This is a genomic window from Enterobacter sp. 01-M-02-SI-ECC (assembly GCF_047530595.1).
Lineage (GTDB): Bacteria > Pseudomonadota > Gammaproteobacteria > Enterobacterales > Enterobacteriaceae > Enterobacter > Enterobacter cloacae_M.
This window is the reverse complement of record NZ_JBLKCZ010000014.1, coordinates 74,164-90,622: the sequence shown is the minus strand read 5'-3', so window position 1 is coordinate 90,622 and position 16,459 is coordinate 74,164. Positions and strand designations below refer to the sequence as shown.

Here is a 16,459-nt window from a genome sequence, read left to right as displayed (position 1 = left end):
AAACAGAGGATGCGCAAACGTTATCGTCTATGCGCAATTTGTTTACATTTCAGTCCTCACCGGGAATAGATAACGGTCCACCTTGTTCCAGGGTTCTTTGCCAGCCTGGGGTGTTCTCAACTTTTGCCTTCCATGCCTGAATATGCGGCAGATTAGCGATACCGCCGCGCGCCAGCAGCGCAAAGATCGGAAAGCTCATCTGGATATCGGCCATGCTGAGCGAATCCCCGGCAAACCAGCTGTTTTCGGCAAGATGTGACTCAATAAAGCGCGCATGGGTCTCCAGCTGACGGTTGAGATACGCTTTCTGCACCCCCTGCCCCAGCGCTTTGCCCAGGGTTCTGATACCAAACGGCACCGGCGGCTTGCCGAGGCTGTTGAAGACCAGCTTCATTAACAGCAGCGGCATCAGCGATCCTTCGGCGTAATGCAGCCAGAAGCGGTATTGCACCTTATGCGCGGGATCCAAAGGCTTAAGCCGAGACTCGGCATCGTACGTTTCCTGCAGATATTCCAGAATTGCGCCAGACTCCGCAAGAATCAGTCCGTTATCTTCGATGACCGGCGATTTGCCCAACGGATGCACCTTTTTAAGAGCCTCCGGCGCCAGCATGTTCTTTTCGCGCTGGTAGTGGACGATCTCATAAGGCAGGCCGAGTTCTTCCAGCGCCCAGATCGCGCGGTGCGAGCGCGACTGGTTAAGGTGGTGTACCGTGAGCATGGCTTTCTCCTGTTATTCATACTTTTTAACTATAGAAAATTGAACAACACCGCGAAAAAAATTCGTCTAAAAAACGGTCGGTGAGGCTGGCGAAAAAACGGGTCTTGCATAGAATTAAAGTGTCAGCACAATCCGGAACCTCCCCAACCAGCTCGACACTGAGGGGTGCTGATGTCGGGGGAAACCCTCCCGTGAACCAGCGGGATAGAGTGAAAGGCAAAGACCGGGAAAAACTAAAGCGCCCTTATGTGGCGCTTTAGTTCTTTATTATGCTTTTTGCCGGCCGCACAAACTCAATCCTCTTCCAGCAGCCGCGCCCCCGTCCCCTGCTCGCCCAGCCTGTCGCCGGGGTTACGCAACGGACAATCGCTACGCGACAGGCAGCCGCAGCCGATACAACCGTCCAGCTCATCACGCAGGACGACCAGCGTATGAATACGCCGGTCCAGCTCTTCACGCCACTGGGACGACAGCTCTTTCCACTCTTTCGGGCTCAGCGTATGCCCTTCAGGCAGCACGCCAAACGCCTCGCCGATGGTGGCCAGGGGGATTCCGATTCGTTGCGCAATTTTGATAATCGCCACGTAGCGGAGCACGTCTCGGGTATAGCGGCGCTGGTTGCCGCCGTTGCGGATGCTTTTAATTAACCCTTTGCTTTCATAGAAGTGGAGCGCCGATACCGCAACGCCGCTTCGCTTTGCCACTTCGCCGGGGGTTAACAGCGCTTTAATTCGCGGCAATCTCTTTTCCATAAAACCTCTTTACCTCAAGTTAACTTGAGGAATTATACTCGCCCGCAGAGAAAACGACGAATTAACCGAGATAGTTGTATCTACAGAGGGGCAACCTTATGTCGCATCAGCAGATTATTCAGACGCTTATTGAATGGATTGATGAACATATCGACCAACCGTTGAACATTGATGTGGTCGCTAAAAAGTCGGGCTATTCGAAATGGTATTTACAGAGAATGTTCCGCACGGTCATGCATCAGACGCTGGGCGAGTACATTCGCCAGCGCAGACTGCTGCTGGCGGCACAGGCGCTACGCTCCACGCAGCGGCCCATTTTTGATATCGCGATGGACCTTGGCTATGTGTCGCAACAAACCTTTTCCCGCGTGTTTCGCCGCGAGTTTGACCGCACGCCGAGCGACTATCGCCACCAGTTGAATTAATCACCCTCAGTGCAAAGGCTGCTGCTGCCAGGTCATAAATTCCTGGGGCGGCATCGCTTTCGCGAAGTGCCATCCCTGACAAAACTGGACGCCGCGCTTCAACAGCCAGCTCACCTGCTCTGCCGTCTCTACCCCTTCCGCAATGGTTTTCAGCCGCAGGCTTTGCGCCATCTCGATAATATGCTCGGCGATCAGGTGGCTGGTACTGTTGGTCGTTAAGGTATCGATAAACGATTTATCGATTTTCAGAATATCCACGTTCAGCGAGTAGAGGTTGTGCAGGTTCGAGTAGCCGGTACCGAAATCATCGATCGCGACTTCATAACCCGCCTGACGGAAAGCCTGAATCACCGGCGTGGTTTTTGGCACATCGATAAAACCGCGTTCCGTCACTTCTATTTTGATTTGCTGCGCACGGACCGCGTAGTGGCGGGCCTTTTCGGAAATCATGGCGATCAGCCGCGAGGAGTGGAAGTCCGTGGCCGACAGGTTAATCGAAATATAGAGATGCGGATGCTCGGCCAGGAAATGACCCAGATCGTTGAACACCTCCTCAACGACATAGTCCGTAATCCGCTCGCTCATTCCCTCACTTTCCGCCAGCGGGATAAACTCAGCCGGGCTCATCACCTGCCCGTTAAAGCCAGGCCAGCGTAACAGCGCCTCCGCGCCCACACACTGGTTATTCTTAATATCAATAATCGGCTGATAGTGGACGCAAAGCTGTCGTTTGTTCAGCGCGCGGTGCAGTAAGCGCCCCGGCGAATTAAGCTCACGATGGGTACGGGACCATACCAGCAAAATAATAATGCTGCAGATCATGCCCAGCGGCAGCGTCAACGTCGCCTGGTGATAAAGCGTTTCATAAAAGCGTTTATTTGATGTCGAGACAATGGCCGCAATCGGTCTTTTGGGAGATGTTACGATCGTATAAAAGCGGTTATCTTTTTGAAATACCGATTCCTTATCCCGAATCATCGAATTTAATAAAGAAACATTGGCTTTCTGGCTGACGGAAAAGAAAGCATTGGTTACCGTGTCGTACACACCCCAGGAGAGAGAATGATCCGCGGACATGACTTCGCTGTATGAAAGCGGGTTGACGACAACCACATAATTTCCGCGCTGCATATATGTCATTTTATAGCCAGTATAAAATGGGGTGTCGCGATAATAATAGATAGCGACGTCAGGTTTACGCGTGTAATTAGCGACAGGAATGGCGTAGGGGTGATCCGGTGTAAAAACGGTCGAACAAAGAAAATTCTGACCTTCAGCGTAAATTAAATCGGCGACAAACAGGCGGCCACGAACAACGTTCAGCATATATTGACGGTGTCCCGGCGTGCAAAGCTCGCCCTGATATTTTACCGCCTCGTCCCTGGCCAGCTCAACCTGTTGAATAACCAGCTCTGTTTTGTCTAAAGCCAGTTCAGCAAATGTGCGTAGCTGGGCGCTTGTTTCAGAAACGGCTCGTAGCTGGGCAAACCATAGCGCAAGCATCACCGGCAGCATAACTACCATGATGATCCCTACCACCCTGAGCATTTTGCGCCGCGCGCTACGATTCATTTCCCGCCCTATATCCCTGCATGTTGTACGCCTGTAGTAATGAAGGCCGGATGCTTTGTTAAACAGGTGATTACGTTGCATGAATCATGCGAAGTTAGCAACTGACTTTTAGTATTAAAAATCTTAAATTTCGTTATGCCGATAATATTTTCCCGTAAGTTAAACTGTAAGTATTCGTTCCGTTTCAATTAAGGAAAATAATTATCCAGCCCGTTAGGGCTGACGGGAAGATAACACAACAGACGATCGTTGATTAAGCCAAACGTCTGACAGCATGAAAAAAGTACAACTTCATCGGGACGTTTTATACTATTTGCTCGGAGGCATTGTGTTCGTTGATTTATAAATAGTCAGCCTTCACCACAATATTTTCAGGATTGGGTGAGAATAACGTCCCTCTTATAAAAACCGAATTTGCGGTATCACCACCTGCCCGATGTGCGTTTCCGGCACGCTGTGTGCCCACCTCCTCGTGCGCCGAAGGCCGAACCAACCCGCGCAATCGCCTTTTCTGAAGAATAAAATCCTCTTTTTTGATCGCTCAGACACTGGCGAATAAATCAACAAATGTGATATAGTTCACACATATTTTGTAACGAGAAACACCGTTTCATTCAGTTCGTCTGTTTTGTAGAGGATGGGTTTTATGGCAACCATTACTACCAGCATGGTTCTCCTGCGCTGGCCTTTGTTGAGTGCGGTACTGATGTTTTTAGCCAGCACGCTGAATATTCAGTTTCGTAAATCTGACTATGCGGGTCTTGCTGTCATCAGCACCCTGCTGGGGCTGGGTGCAGCCTGCTGGTTTGCAACGGGTCTGCTTGGCATCACCCTGCTGGATATCGCCGCCGTCTGGGAAAATATTAAAGTGGTGATGGTTGAGGCGATGAGCCACACGCCGCCAGACTGGCCGATGGTGATTACCTGATCCCTGACGGAATAAAAAAACCCAGACGATAGTCTGGGTTTTTTGTTTTCAGCACGCGGAAATCAGAACGGAATGTCGTCGTCGAAATCCATTGGCGGTTCGTTAGACGGCGCCGGAGCAGACTGCTGCTGCGGACGAGACTGCGCGCCGCCGCTGAACTGGTTGCCGCCCTGCGGCTGCTGAGGCTGACCCCAACCGCCCTGCTGCTGGCTCTGACCGCCGCCAGCCGGTGCGCCACCGCCCTGACGGCCACCCAGCATCTGCATGGTACCGCCCACGTTGACCACGACTTCCGTGGTGTACTTCTCAGCACCGGACTGATCGGTCCATTTGCGGGTACGCAGCTGGCCTTCGATATAGACCTGAGAACCTTTACGCAGATACTCACCGGCCACTTCGGCCAGTTTGCCAAACAGCACAACGCGGTGCCATTCGGTCTGCTCTTTCATCTCACCGGTCGCTTTATCACGCCAGGATTCGGAAGTAGCCAGCGTAATGTTGGCAACTGCGCCACCACTCGGCATGTAGCGTACTTCCGGGTCCTGGCCCAGATTACCGACGAGAATCACCTTGTTTACGCCTCTGCTGGCCATGTTCGTGTCTCCTGAATACGTTTCTTAATAGTGTAAACGCGCGAGTGTACCATTTCCATGCTGCACTTTGATAGTTGCGTAGCACGTTCCAGAGTTCTCTCGCAACTCCACATTGTTACACAGCCAATCAGAAAATGCATTCCAATACTGTATATTCAAACAGGTCAAATTGTGTCATAATTAGCCGTTTCTGACAGCCGTTTGTCCTTCAAACAAATCAGGCAATCCGTGTTCCAACCGGGAAAGGTGAATGGATAAGATCGAAGTTCGGGGCGCCCGCACCCACAATCTCAAGAATATCAACCTCATAATCCCTCGCGACAAACTCATTGTCGTGACCGGGCTTTCGGGGTCTGGCAAATCCTCACTGGCTTTCGACACTTTGTATGCCGAAGGACAGCGTCGTTACGTTGAATCGCTCTCTGCGTACGCGCGTCAGTTCCTGTCGCTGATGGAAAAACCGGATGTCGACCACATTGAAGGGTTGTCCCCTGCTATCTCTATTGAGCAGAAGTCCACCTCGCATAACCCGCGTTCAACGGTCGGTACCATTACCGAAATTCATGACTACCTGCGTCTGCTGTATGCCCGCGTGGGCGAGCCGCGCTGCCCGGACCACGACGTCCCGCTGGCGGCCCAGACCGTCAGCCAGATGGTGGATAACGTGCTGTCGCAGCCGGAAGGCAAACGCCTGATGCTGCTGGCGCCGATCATTAAAGAGCGAAAAGGCGAACACACCAAAACGCTGGAAAACCTGGCAAGCCAGGGCTATATCCGCGCCCGTATCGACGGCGAGGTGTGCGACCTGTCCGATCCGCCAAAGCTGGAGCTGCAGAAGAAGCACACCATCGAGGTGGTGATTGACCGCTTTAAGGTGCGCGACGATCTCGCCACGCGCCTGGCGGAATCCTTTGAAACGGCGCTGGAACTTTCTGGCGGCACGGCCGTGGTCTCCGACATGGACGACCCAAAAGCGGAAGAGCTGCTCTTCTCCGCCAACTTCGCCTGCCCGATTTGCGGCTACAGCATGCGCGAGCTGGAACCGCGCCTGTTCTCATTCAACAACCCGGCGGGCGCGTGCCCGACCTGTGACGGCCTGGGCGTCCAGCAGTATTTCGACCCGGACCGCGTGATTCAGAACCCGGAACTGTCGCTGGCGGGCGGCGCCATTCGCGGCTGGGACAAGCGTAACTTCTACTACTTCCAGATGCTGAAATCGCTGGCAGAGCACTATAAGTTCGACGTCGAAGCCCCGTGGGCGAGCCTGACCCCGAACGTGCACAAAGTGATCCTGTTCGGTTCCGGCAAAGAGAACATCGAGTTCAAGTATATGAACGATCGCGGCGATACCTCCGTGCGTCGCCACCCGTTCGAAGGGGTGCTGCACAACATGGAGCGCCGCTACAAAGAGACCGAATCCAGCGCGGTGCGCGAGGAGCTGGCAAAGTTCATCAGCAACCGCTCCTGCGCCACCTGTGAGGGCACGCGTCTGCGTCGCGAAGCGCGCCACGTGTTTGTGGAAAACACCGCGCTGCCGACCATCTCAGACATGAGCATCGGCCATGCGATGGACTTCTTCAACAACCTGAAGCTCTCCGGCCAGCGCGCGAAAATTGCCGAAAAAGTGCTGAAAGAGATCGGCGATCGCCTGAAGTTCCTGGTGAACGTCGGCCTGAACTACCTGACGCTTTCCCGCTCGGCAGAAACGCTCTCCGGCGGTGAAGCCCAGCGTATCCGTCTGGCGAGCCAGATTGGTGCGGGTCTGGTAGGCGTGATGTACGTGCTGGATGAGCCGTCCATCGGCCTGCACCAGCGCGACAACGAGCGCCTGCTCGGGACGCTGGTTCACCTGCGCAACCTCGGCAACACGGTAATTGTGGTCGAGCACGATGAAGATGCGATCCGCGCGGCTGACCACGTCATCGACATTGGCCCAGGCGCTGGCGTGCACGGCGGTCAGGTAGTCGCGGAAGGGACGCTGAAGGACATTATGGCGGTACCCGAATCGCTGACCGGCCAGTTCATGAGCGGCAAGCGCAAGATTGAAGTGCCGAAACAGCGCGTAGCGGCAGATCCGGAAAAAGTGCTGAAGCTGACCGGCGCGCGCGGCAACAACCTGAAAGACGTCACCCTGACGCTGCCGGTTGGCCTGTTTACCTGTATCACCGGCGTGTCCGGTTCCGGTAAATCGACGCTGATCAACGATACGCTGTTCCCGATTGCGCAGACGGCGCTGAACGGCGCGACGCTGGCCGAGCCTGCACCGTACCGCGACATCCAGGGGCTGGAGCATTTCGATAAAGTTATCGACATTGACCAGAGCCCGATTGGCCGTACCCCGCGCTCTAACCCGGCAACCTATACCGGCGTCTTCACGCCCGTACGTGAACTGTTTGCCGGCGTGCCGGAAGCGCGCTCCCGCGGCTATACGCCAGGACGCTTCAGCTTTAACGTGCGTGGCGGCCGCTGCGAAGCGTGCCAGGGCGACGGCGTGATCAAGGTTGAGATGCACTTCCTGCCGGATATCTACGTGCCGTGCGATCAGTGCAAAGGCAAACGCTATAACCGCGAAACGCTGGAGATTAAGTACAAAGGCAAGACCATCCACGAAGTGCTGGACATGACCATCGAAGAGGCGCGCGAGTTCTTTGACGCCGTCCCTGCGCTGGCGCGTAAGCTGCAGACGTTGATGGACGTAGGCCTGACCTACATTCGTCTGGGGCAGTCGGCAACCACGCTGTCCGGCGGTGAAGCGCAGCGCGTGAAGCTGGCGCGTGAGCTGTCAAAACGCGGCACCGGTCAGACGCTCTACATTCTGGACGAGCCGACTACGGGCCTGCACTTTGCCGACATCCAGCAGCTGCTCGAGGTTCTGCATCAGCTGCGCGATCAGGGCAACACTATCGTGGTCATCGAACATAACCTGGACGTGATTAAAACCGCGGACTGGATTGTCGATCTCGGCCCGGAAGGCGGCAGCGGCGGCGGTGAAATTCTCGTCTCCGGTACGCCAGAGACCGTTGCAGAGTGCGAAGCCTCGCACACCGCGCGCTTCCTTAAACCGTTGCTGTAATTGTCACACGGAGAGTTGCTGTCGGGTGGTTTCCGGCAGCAGCTCAACCGCCTGCTGATAGGACGCATCCACCAGGTAGTAGATCTGCGAGCCTGGAATCGATCCATCCAGATAGACGGTGCTCCAGTGCGCCTTATTAAGGTGCTTGCTCGGCCTCACGTCATCATGCTGTTGACGTAGCAAATCCGCCAGTTCAGGGCTGGTTTTCAGCGACGCCGCCGGACGGCCTTCCACCTCTTTCACCATCGCAAACAGGACATCACCCACTTTAATCTGCGTGGCTTTCCAGTCGCTATGAACGCTCTGCTCCGCGCCGGGCTTGCTCATGCAGTACTGAAGTATCTCCGAAATTGTCATCTTTATTCCCCTTGTAGCGTGGCGATAATTTTACGCGAACCACCGTGAATGCGATGCTCTCCCAGCCAGATCCCCTGCCACGTTCCCAACAGCAACCGCCCGTTGTGAACCGGCAGCATCAACGATACGCCCAGCAGGGAGGATTTAATATGCGAAGGCATATCGTCCGCCCCCTCATAGTCATGCTCGTAAGGCGCGTTGTCCGGGACGCTCTTCAGAAAATGGTGCTCCATGTCGGACCGGACGGTGGGATCGCAATTTTCATTAAGCGTGAGAGAGGCGGACGTGTGCTGAAGCAGCAGATGCAGCAAACCCGTTTTCACCCGCGACAGGTCGCGGAGTTGCCCGATGACTTCATCCGTCACCAGGTGAAATCCGCGTGGTTTAGCGCTTAAGGTCAGGGTCTGTTGATACCACATGTGCTGCTCCGTGATGAAAGATGAATCTTTCTAAGTGTGCAGCAAGAAGACGAAAGGTAAAACCCGCAGCAGCGAGATTTGATTAAAAAAGAGTCAAACCCGCTGCCATGCACTTAATACTCCGAATTGACGATCACCTCTTCGCCAAACTTTCCGGCCATCGGAAGCGGTCGATAGGTCGAGTTAGAGGCGCGCAACACCCTGATCCCTCTGGCTCCCACGTCATGCGCGGCGGTGATGTCGTTATCCGAATCGCCGTAGAATACTTTGATATTTTTCTTTTCCAGCCACTGGGTTTTGGTGTTTTGCCCTTCTTTGTCACCGGCAAAAATGACCGGATTCATGCTGGTTGCCGGGATCTGGAAATCATCCTGCAGCGTTTTAGAGACGGTTTCGGTTTTGGTCTGACTGCGGCCGGTAACAAAGTAGATGCTGTCACCGCGCTTCACGTGCATGGCAATAAGCGCACGGGCAACCTCTTTCGGGATGCTGAATTCGTCCCAACCGTTATTCATTTTTTCCCAGAATTCCGGGTTCTTCAGATACGCTTCGCTGTCGGGTGAATACGTTTTCTTCCCGCGCCAGAAGCCGGGACTTGAGAACAGCACTGTATCGTCAATGTCAAAACCCACGGCCATTGGCGGGCGGCCGATCAGGCTGTTTTCGATTTGGGCCACGGAAACCCAGTGAATGGGTGCCTGCTCGGCGAGAATGGCGGCGGTGGTGCCGGTGTAAAGCGGCGTCGGGGCAGAAGCTCGCGCGACGACGGCGCTATTAAGCGAGAACAATAAGCAGGCGGCGCTGAGCGCCAGTGTGATCTTGCGCATATTTTCCCCTGAATATTCAGTTTGTTATCGTTTTAATTTGAGTAGATGATCAAAAAACTATCCGACCATAACCCCAGCGGGAGGTGAAGGGAAGGAGTTTTTGCTTATGAAGCTGAATAAAAAGAAGACGATCACAAAGCGCCGGGCAAGGTTTTTGTGCGGCCAGATGCCCTCACCCCGCCCCTCTCCTACAGGGAGAGGGGGAAGCGAATAGTAAGTACTTACATCACAGCAGCAAACGCCTGCGCCACGCGATGAACGTTGCTGGCATTCAGTCCCGCCACGCACATACGGCCGCTGGCGATCAGGTAAACGCCGAACTCTTCGCGCAGGCGATCGACCTGCGCCGCGCTCAGTCCGGTATAGCTGAACATCCCGCGCTGCTTGAGCAGATAGTCGAAGTTATGTCCCGGCACGGCCTCTTTCAGCACGTTAACCAGCTCCTGACGCATGGACAGGATGCGCTTACGCATCGCTTCCACTTCGGCAAGCCAGGACGCTTTCAGCTGTTCGTCGCCGAGAACCGTCGCCACCACCTGCGCACCAAAGTTTGGCGGGCTGGAGTAAATACGGCGCACCGTCGCCTTCAGCTGGCCGAGCACGCGACCCGCCGCTTCGGCGTCTTCACAGACCACGGACAGACCGCCAACGCGTTCACCGTACAGGGAGAAGATTTTAGAGAAGGAGTTACTTACCAGCGCTGGCAGACCTGCGCTGGCCACGGCGCGGATGGCGTAAGCATCTTCTTCCATGCCCGCGCCAAAGCCCTGGTAGGCAATGTCGAGGAACGGAATCAGGTCGCGGGCCTTCAGTACCTCAATCACCGCATCCCACTGGGCGTTGGTGAGATCCGCCCCGGTCGGGTTATGGCAGCATGGATGCAGCAGCACAATGCTGCGCGCCGGCAGGGTGTTCAGTTTTTCCAGCAGTGCTTCGACGCGCACGCCGTTCGTTTCGCTGTCGAACCACGGATAGGTCGCCACGCTGAAACCTGCGCCCTCGAAGATCGCAACGTGGTTTTCCCACGTCGGGTCACTGACCCACACGCCTGAATCCGGGAAGTATTTTTTCAGGAAGTCTGCACCCACTTTCAGCGCACCCGAGCCGCCCAGCGTCTGGATGGTCGCCACGCGTTTTTGCGCGAGCACCGCGTGATCGGCACCGAATAACAGCGGAGCGATGGTGTTGCGGTAGGCGTTTAACCCTTCCATCGGCAGATAAAGAGAAGCACCGTGTGGAACAGCATTCAGACGCGCTTCGGCTTCGGCAACGGCTTTTAACTGAGGAATGATGCCATCCTCGTTGTAATACAGACCGATGCTGAGGTTCACTTTGTCGCTGCGAGGATCTTCTTTGAAACGCTCCATTAAGGAGAGGATAGGGTCGCCGGCATAGGCGTCAACTTTCTGAAACACGCGATGGTTCTCCGGAATTCGATGAGGCAGGGATTTCAACAATAAACCGGAAGCAGGAGAAGGTCGAGAGCGATATCAGGCCAGCCCCTGGATATATCGGCAAATTTGATCGATTCGCGCAGAGAGTGGACCCTGCACTCGCAAAAAGGGGATATTTCGCTGTGACAGCTCCGCTTCATACCACGCTTGCTGCCGATGACGAAACGCCTCATTCTGGCGGGTACCATCCTGCACAAAGGGAAATTCATCCCCGCAGAGTACGACCAGAGAATAGTCGCGTTCGGCTAACTCAATTAATGCCTGCGGCGCGCTGCCAAACTGATCGAGCGTGTAAAACAAGGTCGTTAAAGGTGACGTATCGCACACCAGATAGGGCGCTATACAGGATAATTCTTCTCGACGCACTTGCTCTTGGGCTATATGCAGCAAATCCTCCAGTTCAAGTACACCATTCATTGCTTCCCAGTGTTCACGACCATATTCTGCAACGTACGGGGCGTTTAGCGTCTGCGCCAGTGCCTTTGCTAGCGTGCTTTTGCCCGTCGATTCTCCACCTAATAAGCAGATACGAAAAACAAAGCTTCGGTACACCTCTGAGGACATCATCTTACGATAACGATGAACATCAGAACGTATGCGCGTTCCCGAAGGGGCATCAGGTCCCAGTGGACGCTGGAGACGAACGTGCGCAACCGGTCGTCCGAAACGTTGGCTCAACACACTAGCAAACCCGTCTCCATAGTCTTCGGCAGTAAATACCGCCTCTGGCTGACTATGCAAAATGTCCTCACATAGCGTTGCAACATAGTGACGGTGAAGATCGTCATCAGCGTCATTCGTTGGAGGTGGCGCAAGGCCATATGAAGCCAACACTTGCGGCGAAAGCACGAGGTGGCGACATTGCGGGAAGCGCGTTGTTAACCAGTTAAGCCGCTTTTCAGGTTCGTAACCGCGTATTTCCGGCGACGAATAGCTGATGATACAGACCGTCTCGCACTGCTCAAGAGCCGCATTGATAAGCGCTTCATGCCCTGAATGCAAAGGTGCAAATTTGCCCACAACCAGGCCGCTGGCATAACGCTTCATTGCGCGCGGATCTCCTTACGCCACTGATACAGTCCATGCCATGCATTAAACCAAAATAGCAAATATAACCCGGCGGTCAGATGCAGGTCCCTCATCGCATACAGCGGTACCGCCAGCGTGTTAACGGCAATCCAGACGTACCAGTTTTCCAGACGTCGTCCCATCAGCATAAACTGAGCAAGAACGCTGAATGTCAAAATGATGGAATCCAGCCAGGGAGCCCAGGCATTCGTATAGAGATGCAATATCAGTCCATACACCGCCGCCACGCTCACGGCACAGGCCAGGAGCATCAAGAAATGCCCCGGTTTGGTACGACGAACAGGCAATACCTCTCCATGGTTGCCTTTAAGCCAGTGCAACCAGCCGGTTATGCTCGTAACAATGAAGAAGAATTGAAGCGTAACGTCAGCATAAAGCTGCACAGAATAAAAGACCCAGGCATAAAGCCCGCTGCCTATGATGCCAATCCACCACGTATGGATGTTATTTCTGGCGGCCAGCCAGACGGAGAGCGCATAGGCCAGACAAGCCGCGATTTCTGAAGGGGACATTATCCTTCCCTGGAATGAAATGTTAGTCGATGTACTTCATCGCCACCCTTGACGTCAGGCGCGTGATGAGTTCGTAAGCACTCACTTTCGTAATTTCAGCAATGCGTTCGACGGGCAGCCCCTCGCCCCACATCACGACATCGTCGCCGGGCTTATCCTGGGCTTCAGGCCCCAGATCGACACAAATCATGTCCATCGCCACGCGGCCAACAATCTTCACCTCGCGACCGTTGACCAGAACCGGCGTACCCGACGGTGCGGCGCGCGGATAGCCGTCACCATAACCCATCGCCACCACGCCGAGACGGGTATCACGCTCGCTGGTCCAGGTACCGCCGTAGCCCACAGGCTCACCCGCTTTATGGTCACGCACGGCAATCAGGTTAGAGACCAGCGACATGACCGGCTGGAAGCCAAAGTCCGGCCCCCAGGGTTTGTTCTCCAGCGGCGACACGCCGTAGAGAATAATGCCTGGTCGCGCCCAGTCGAAATGCGACTGCGGCCACAGCAGAATCCCGCCGGATGCCGCAATCGAGCGCATCCCCGGCTTGCCTTCGCAGAAGGTGTTAAAGATATCCAGCTGCCGCTCGGTCGCACCGCACTCGGGCTCATCGGCACGGGCGAAGTGGCTGACGATATTCACCGGCTGACGCACGTTTTTGCACCGGCATAAACGCTGATAAAACGCTTCCGCGCTTTCCGGACGCACGCCAAGACGGTGCATGCCCGTATCGAGCTTCATCCAGACGGTCACCGGCTCGCTCAGTTCGGCGGTTTCGAGTGCGGTTAGCTGTTCTTCGTTATGTACCGCCGTGTGCAGATGCTGGTCAGCAATGGTCGGCAGATCGCTGGCTTCGAAAAAGCCTTCGAGGAGCAGTATGGGTTGAGTAATACCGCCCGCGCGCAGGCGGAGGGCTTCTTCAAGACGGGCGACGCCAAAGGCGTCGGCATCGGGGAGCGTTCGCGCGGTCTCAAGAAGACCGTGTCCGTAAGCGTTCGCTTTCACGACTGCAACGAGCTTGCTGGCAGGCGCCAGTTCACGCAGACGTTGCAGGTTGTGTCGCAGAGCGCGGCGGTTAATAACAACAGTTGCCGCTTGCATTTGAATTCCTTAGAAATTACTCATCATCATATTGAGGACCGGCATAGTTGTCGAAACGCGACCACTGTCCGTTAAAGGTCAGACGCACCGTCCCGATTGGGCCGTTACGTTGTTTACCAATAATAATTTCGGCGATCCCTTTCAGGTCGCTGTTCTCGTGATAAACCTCATCACGGTAGATAAACATAATTAAGTCGGCATCCTGCTCGATGGAGCCGGACTCACGCAGGTCAGAGTTGACCGGGCGCTTGTCGGCACGTTGTTCCAGAGAGCGGTTCAGCTGCGACAGCGCGACTACCGGTACGTGCAGCTCTTTGGCTAACGCCTTGAGCGAGCGGGAAATCTCCGCAATTTCAAGCGTACGGTTGTCGGAAAGCGACGGGACGCGCATCAGCTGAAGGTAGTCGATCATGATGAGGCCGATGCCACCGTGTTCACGGGCGATACGGCGCGCGCGGGAGCGCACTTCCGTCGGCGTCAGGCCGGACGAGTCATCGATATAGATGTTACGTTTTTCCAGCAGAATGCCCATGGTGCCGGAGATGCGCGCCCAGTCTTCATCATCAAGCTGGCCGGTACGAATGCGGGTCTGATCTACGCGCGACAGCGACGCCAGAGAACGCATCATAATCTGCTCGGAGGGCATCTCAAGGCTGAAGATCAGCACTGGCTTATCCTGCAACATCGCCGCGTTTTCGACGAGGTTCATCGCAAAGGTAGTTTTACCCATCGACGGACGCGCGGCGACGATAATCAAATCCGACGGCTGCAGGCCGGCGGTTTTCTTGTTCAAATCGTCATAGCCGGTGTTTACCCCGGTCACACCGTCGTGCGGCTGCTGGAACAGCTGTTCAATACGGGCAACGGTGGCGTCGAGGACATCGGCGATGTTTTTTGGGCCTTCGTCTTTATTGGCGCGGCTTTCGGCGATTTTAAAGACGCGGGATTCAGCCAGGTCGAGCAGGTCTTCGCTGGTGCGCCCCTGCGGATCAAAACCGGCCTCGGCGATCTCATTCGCCACCGAGATCATCTCGCGGACGACGGCACGTTCGCGCACGATATCGGCATAAGCGCTGATGTTCGCCGCACTAGGCGTGTTTTTTGACAGTTCCGCCAGATAGGCAAACCCGCCGCAGCTGTCGAGCTGACCAAGACGCTCCAGTGATTCCGCGAGCGTGATCAGGTCGATCGGGCTGCCCGATTCCTGCAGACGCGCCATTTCAGTAAAGATGTGGCGGTGCGGGCGGGTGTAGAAATCTTCCGCCACGACGCGCTCGGCGACGTCGTCCCAGCGCTCGTTATCCAGCATTAAACCGCCCAACACCGACTGTTCCGCTTCAATCGAGTGCGGCGGGACCTTTAACCCTGCGACCTGGAAATCACGCTCGCGAGGTTCAGTCTGTTTGTTGAAGGGTTTGTTTCCTGCCATAGTGAATGGAGTTACCGAGATAAAGAGTGGGTCGAAAGATTACCATATTTTTCTTACGGAGGGAGCATGGCAACGCGCATTGAATTCCAGAAACACGGTGGGCCAGACGTACTGAAAGCGGTGGAGTTCACCCCCACCGCGCCTGGCGAAAACGAAGTGCAGGTTGAAAACAAAGCCATCGGCATTAACTACATCGACACCTATATTCGCGGCGGTCTCTACCCGCCGCCGTCAATGCCGAGCGGCCTGGGCACCGAGGCAGCCGGTGTCGTCGTTAAAGTGGGCAGCGCGGTTAAGCATATTAAAGAGGGCGATCGCGTGGTATACGCGCAGTCTGCGCTGGGCGCTTACAGCTCCGTCCACAACGTTCCGGCGGATAAAGCCGCCCTGCTGCCTAACGCCATCTCCTTTGAGCAGGCGGCGGCCTCGTTCCTGAAAGGCCTGACGGTTTACTACCTGCTGCGCAAAACCTATGAAATTAAACCCGACGAGCAGTTCCTGTTCCATGCCGCAGCGGGTGGCGTCGGGCTCATCGCCTGTCAGTGGGCAAAGGCACTGGGCGCGAAGCTTATCGGCACCGTCGGAAATGCACAAAAAGCGCAGCGCGCGCTGCAGGCGGGCGCCTGGCAGGTGATTAACTACCGTGAAGAGAGCATTGTTGAGCGGCTGAAGGAGATCACCAGCGGCAAAAAAGTGCGCGTGGTGTATGACTCGGTGGGGAAAGACACGTGGGAAGCGTCGCTGGACTGTCTGCAGCGCCGTGGTCTGATGGTCAGCTTCGGCAATGCGTCAGGCGCGGTAACCGGCGTTAACCTCGGCATACTGAACCAGAAAGGTTCGCTGTATGTGACTCGCCCTTCCCTGCAAGGATACATCACCAACCGGGAAGAACTTGAGGAAGCCAGCAACGAGCTGTTCTCGCTGATCGCCAGCGGCGTCATCAAAGTGGAGGTGTCAGATGCGCAAAAATTCGCGCTGACCGATGCGCAGCGCGCGCATGAGGTGCTGGAGAGCCGGGCGACGCAGGGGTCGAGCTTGTTAATTCCCTGAGTCCCAAAAAGAAATTGGGCTTCCCGTGGGAAGCCCTTTCTTTTTTTAGTTCGGCTGTATGTAGGGTACAGCTCGATGAATTCTTTAACGGCAGTCATAGTGACAGATTCGATAACTAAATCCTATTCTGTTCTAAGCCATGCCGCCGGAAAAGTT

The 16,459-nt window shown here is 55.2% G+C and carries 16 protein-coding genes; 4 read left to right on the top strand and 12 right to left on the bottom strand.

Features of this window, described 5'->3' with window-relative positions; genetic code table 11:
* Nucleotides 1-49 precede the first annotated feature (49 nt).
* Nucleotides 50-721, bottom strand: a complete 672-nt coding sequence (locus tag ACMWLG_RS17370; RefSeq protein WP_023310058.1) for a glutathione S-transferase family protein — start codon at nt 719-721, stop codon at nt 50-52.
* A gap of 293 nt (nt 722-1,014) precedes the next feature.
* Entirely contained in the window at nt 1,015-1,473 is a 459-nt protein-coding gene (gene soxR, locus ACMWLG_RS17365) for a redox-sensitive transcriptional activator SoxR (RefSeq protein ID WP_023310057.1), read from the bottom strand.
* Between the two features lie 98 nt (nt 1,474-1,571).
* On the opposite strand from soxR, the gene soxS reads away from it, so the two are divergent.
* A complete protein-coding gene (gene soxS, locus ACMWLG_RS17360; RefSeq protein ID WP_013095071.1) occupies nt 1,572-1,898 on the top strand; it encodes a superoxide response transcriptional regulator SoxS in 327 nt (108 codons plus the stop codon).
* A gap of 6 nt (nt 1,899-1,904) precedes the next feature.
* Here soxS and ACMWLG_RS17355 read toward each other — a convergent pair whose 3' ends face one another.
* Nucleotides 1,905-3,470, bottom strand: a complete 1,566-nt coding sequence (locus tag ACMWLG_RS17355) for an EAL domain-containing protein (protein ID WP_045402478.1) — start codon at nt 3,468-3,470, stop codon at nt 1,905-1,907.
* Between the two features lie 646 nt (nt 3,471-4,116).
* Between ACMWLG_RS17355 and ACMWLG_RS17350 the strand changes: the two genes are divergently transcribed.
* The gene (locus ACMWLG_RS17350; protein ID WP_008503385.1) at nt 4,117-4,398 is read left to right on the top strand and encodes a YjcB family protein; all 282 of its coding nucleotides are present in this window, start codon (nt 4,117-4,119) and stop codon (nt 4,396-4,398) included.
* Nucleotides 4,399-4,460: 62 nt separating this feature from the next.
* Here the strand turns inward: ACMWLG_RS17350 and ssb1 are convergent, their stop codons facing one another.
* A complete protein-coding gene (gene ssb1, locus ACMWLG_RS17345) occupies nt 4,461-4,991 on the bottom strand; it encodes a single-stranded DNA-binding protein SSB1 (RefSeq protein WP_023310055.1) in 531 nt (176 codons plus the stop codon).
* Between the two features lie 250 nt (nt 4,992-5,241).
* On the opposite strand from ssb1, the gene uvrA reads away from it, so the two are divergent.
* Complete coding sequence (gene uvrA, locus ACMWLG_RS17340) at nt 5,242-8,064, top strand: excinuclease ABC subunit UvrA (protein ID WP_045355262.1); 2,823 nt, start codon at nt 5,242-5,244, stop codon at nt 8,062-8,064.
* Between the two features lie 3 nt (nt 8,065-8,067).
* Here uvrA and ACMWLG_RS17335 read toward each other — a convergent pair whose 3' ends face one another.
* From ACMWLG_RS17335 to dnaB, 8 genes are all read right to left on the bottom strand, one after another.
* On the bottom strand, nt 8,068-8,421 hold the full coding sequence (locus tag ACMWLG_RS17335; RefSeq protein WP_023310053.1) for an MmcQ/YjbR family DNA-binding protein: 354 nt from the start codon (nt 8,419-8,421) through the stop codon (nt 8,068-8,070).
* 2 nt (nt 8,422-8,423) lie between these two features.
* Nucleotides 8,424-8,840, bottom strand: a complete 417-nt coding sequence (locus ACMWLG_RS17330; protein WP_023310052.1) for a secondary thiamine-phosphate synthase enzyme YjbQ — start codon at nt 8,838-8,840, stop codon at nt 8,424-8,426.
* A gap of 113 nt (nt 8,841-8,953) precedes the next feature.
* On the bottom strand, nt 8,954-9,667 hold the full coding sequence (aphA, locus tag ACMWLG_RS17325) for an acid phosphatase AphA (protein WP_045355260.1): 714 nt from the start codon (nt 9,665-9,667) through the stop codon (nt 8,954-8,956).
* 221 nt (nt 9,668-9,888) lie between these two features.
* Nucleotides 9,889-11,082 carry an aromatic amino acid transaminase gene (tyrB, locus tag ACMWLG_RS17320; protein WP_045355258.1) on the bottom strand — a complete coding sequence of 398 codons (1,194 nt, stop codon included), beginning with the start codon at nt 11,080-11,082 and terminating at the stop codon, nt 9,889-9,891.
* 75 nt (nt 11,083-11,157) lie between these two features.
* Entirely contained in the window at nt 11,158-12,168 is a 1,011-nt protein-coding gene (locus tag ACMWLG_RS17315; protein ID WP_045402480.1) for an AAA family ATPase, read from the bottom strand.
* On the bottom strand, nt 12,165-12,722 hold the full coding sequence (gene pnuC / locus ACMWLG_RS17310; protein ID WP_045402482.1) for a nicotinamide riboside transporter PnuC: 558 nt from the start codon (nt 12,720-12,722) through the stop codon (nt 12,165-12,167). The genes ACMWLG_RS17315 and pnuC overlap by 4 nt, the downstream gene beginning before the upstream one ends.
* 22 nt (nt 12,723-12,744) lie before the next feature.
* On the bottom strand, nt 12,745-13,824 hold the full coding sequence (alr, locus tag ACMWLG_RS17305) for an alanine racemase (RefSeq protein WP_029740224.1): 1,080 nt from the start codon (nt 13,822-13,824) through the stop codon (nt 12,745-12,747).
* A gap of 16 nt (nt 13,825-13,840) precedes the next feature.
* Nucleotides 13,841-15,253, bottom strand: a complete 1,413-nt coding sequence (dnaB, locus tag ACMWLG_RS17300; protein ID WP_023310046.1) for a replicative DNA helicase — start codon at nt 15,251-15,253, stop codon at nt 13,841-13,843.
* A 66-nt stretch (nt 15,254-15,319) separates the two neighbouring features.
* On the opposite strand from dnaB, the gene ACMWLG_RS17295 reads away from it, so the two are divergent.
* Nucleotides 15,320-16,303: a quinone oxidoreductase gene (locus ACMWLG_RS17295; protein WP_045402484.1), complete on the top strand. Its 984-nt coding sequence runs from the start codon at nt 15,320-15,322 to the stop codon at nt 16,301-16,303.
* Nucleotides 16,304-16,459 lie beyond the last annotated feature (156 nt).

Bases quoted from the DNA above. Each gene is read 5' to 3' on its own strand.
- ssb1 (WP_023310055.1), bottom strand. From the start codon at position 4,991: ATGGCCAGCAGAGGCGTAAACAAGGTGATTCTCGTCGGTAATCTGGGC.
- ACMWLG_RS17335 (WP_023310053.1), bottom strand. From the start codon at position 8,421: ATGACAATTTCGGAGATACTTCAGTACTGCATGAGCAAGCCCGGCGCG.
- ACMWLG_RS17295 (WP_045402484.1), top strand. From the start codon at position 15,320: ATGGCAACGCGCATTGAATTCCAGAAACACGGTGGGCCAGACGTACTG.
- soxR (WP_023310057.1), bottom strand. From the start codon at position 1,473: ATGGAAAAGAGATTGCCGCGAATTAAAGCGCTGTTAACCCCCGGCGAA.
- uvrA (WP_045355262.1), top strand. From the start codon at position 5,242: ATGGATAAGATCGAAGTTCGGGGCGCCCGCACCCACAATCTCAAGAAT.
- ACMWLG_RS17315 (WP_045402480.1), bottom strand. From the start codon at position 12,168: ATGAAGCGTTATGCCAGCGGCCTGGTTGTGGGCAAATTTGCACCTTTG.
- ACMWLG_RS17370 (WP_023310058.1), bottom strand. From the start codon at position 721: ATGCTCACGGTACACCACCTTAACCAGTCGCGCTCGCACCGCGCGATC.
- soxS (WP_013095071.1), top strand. From the start codon at position 1,572: ATGTCGCATCAGCAGATTATTCAGACGCTTATTGAATGGATTGATGAA.
- aphA (WP_045355260.1), bottom strand. From the start codon at position 9,667: ATGCGCAAGATCACACTGGCGCTCAGCGCCGCCTGCTTATTGTTCTCG.
- dnaB (WP_023310046.1), bottom strand. From the start codon at position 15,253: ATGGCAGGAAACAAACCCTTCAACAAACAGACTGAACCTCGCGAGCGT.
- ACMWLG_RS17355 (WP_045402478.1), bottom strand. From the start codon at position 3,470: ATGAATCGTAGCGCGCGGCGCAAAATGCTCAGGGTGGTAGGGATCATC.
- alr (WP_029740224.1), bottom strand. From the start codon at position 13,824: ATGCAAGCGGCAACTGTTGTTATTAACCGCCGCGCTCTGCGACACAAC.
- ACMWLG_RS17330 (WP_023310052.1), bottom strand. From the start codon at position 8,840: ATGTGGTATCAACAGACCCTGACCTTAAGCGCTAAACCACGCGGATTT.
- ACMWLG_RS17350 (WP_008503385.1), top strand. From the start codon at position 4,117: ATGGCAACCATTACTACCAGCATGGTTCTCCTGCGCTGGCCTTTGTTG.
- pnuC (WP_045402482.1), bottom strand. From the start codon at position 12,722: ATGTCCCCTTCAGAAATCGCGGCTTGTCTGGCCTATGCGCTCTCCGTC.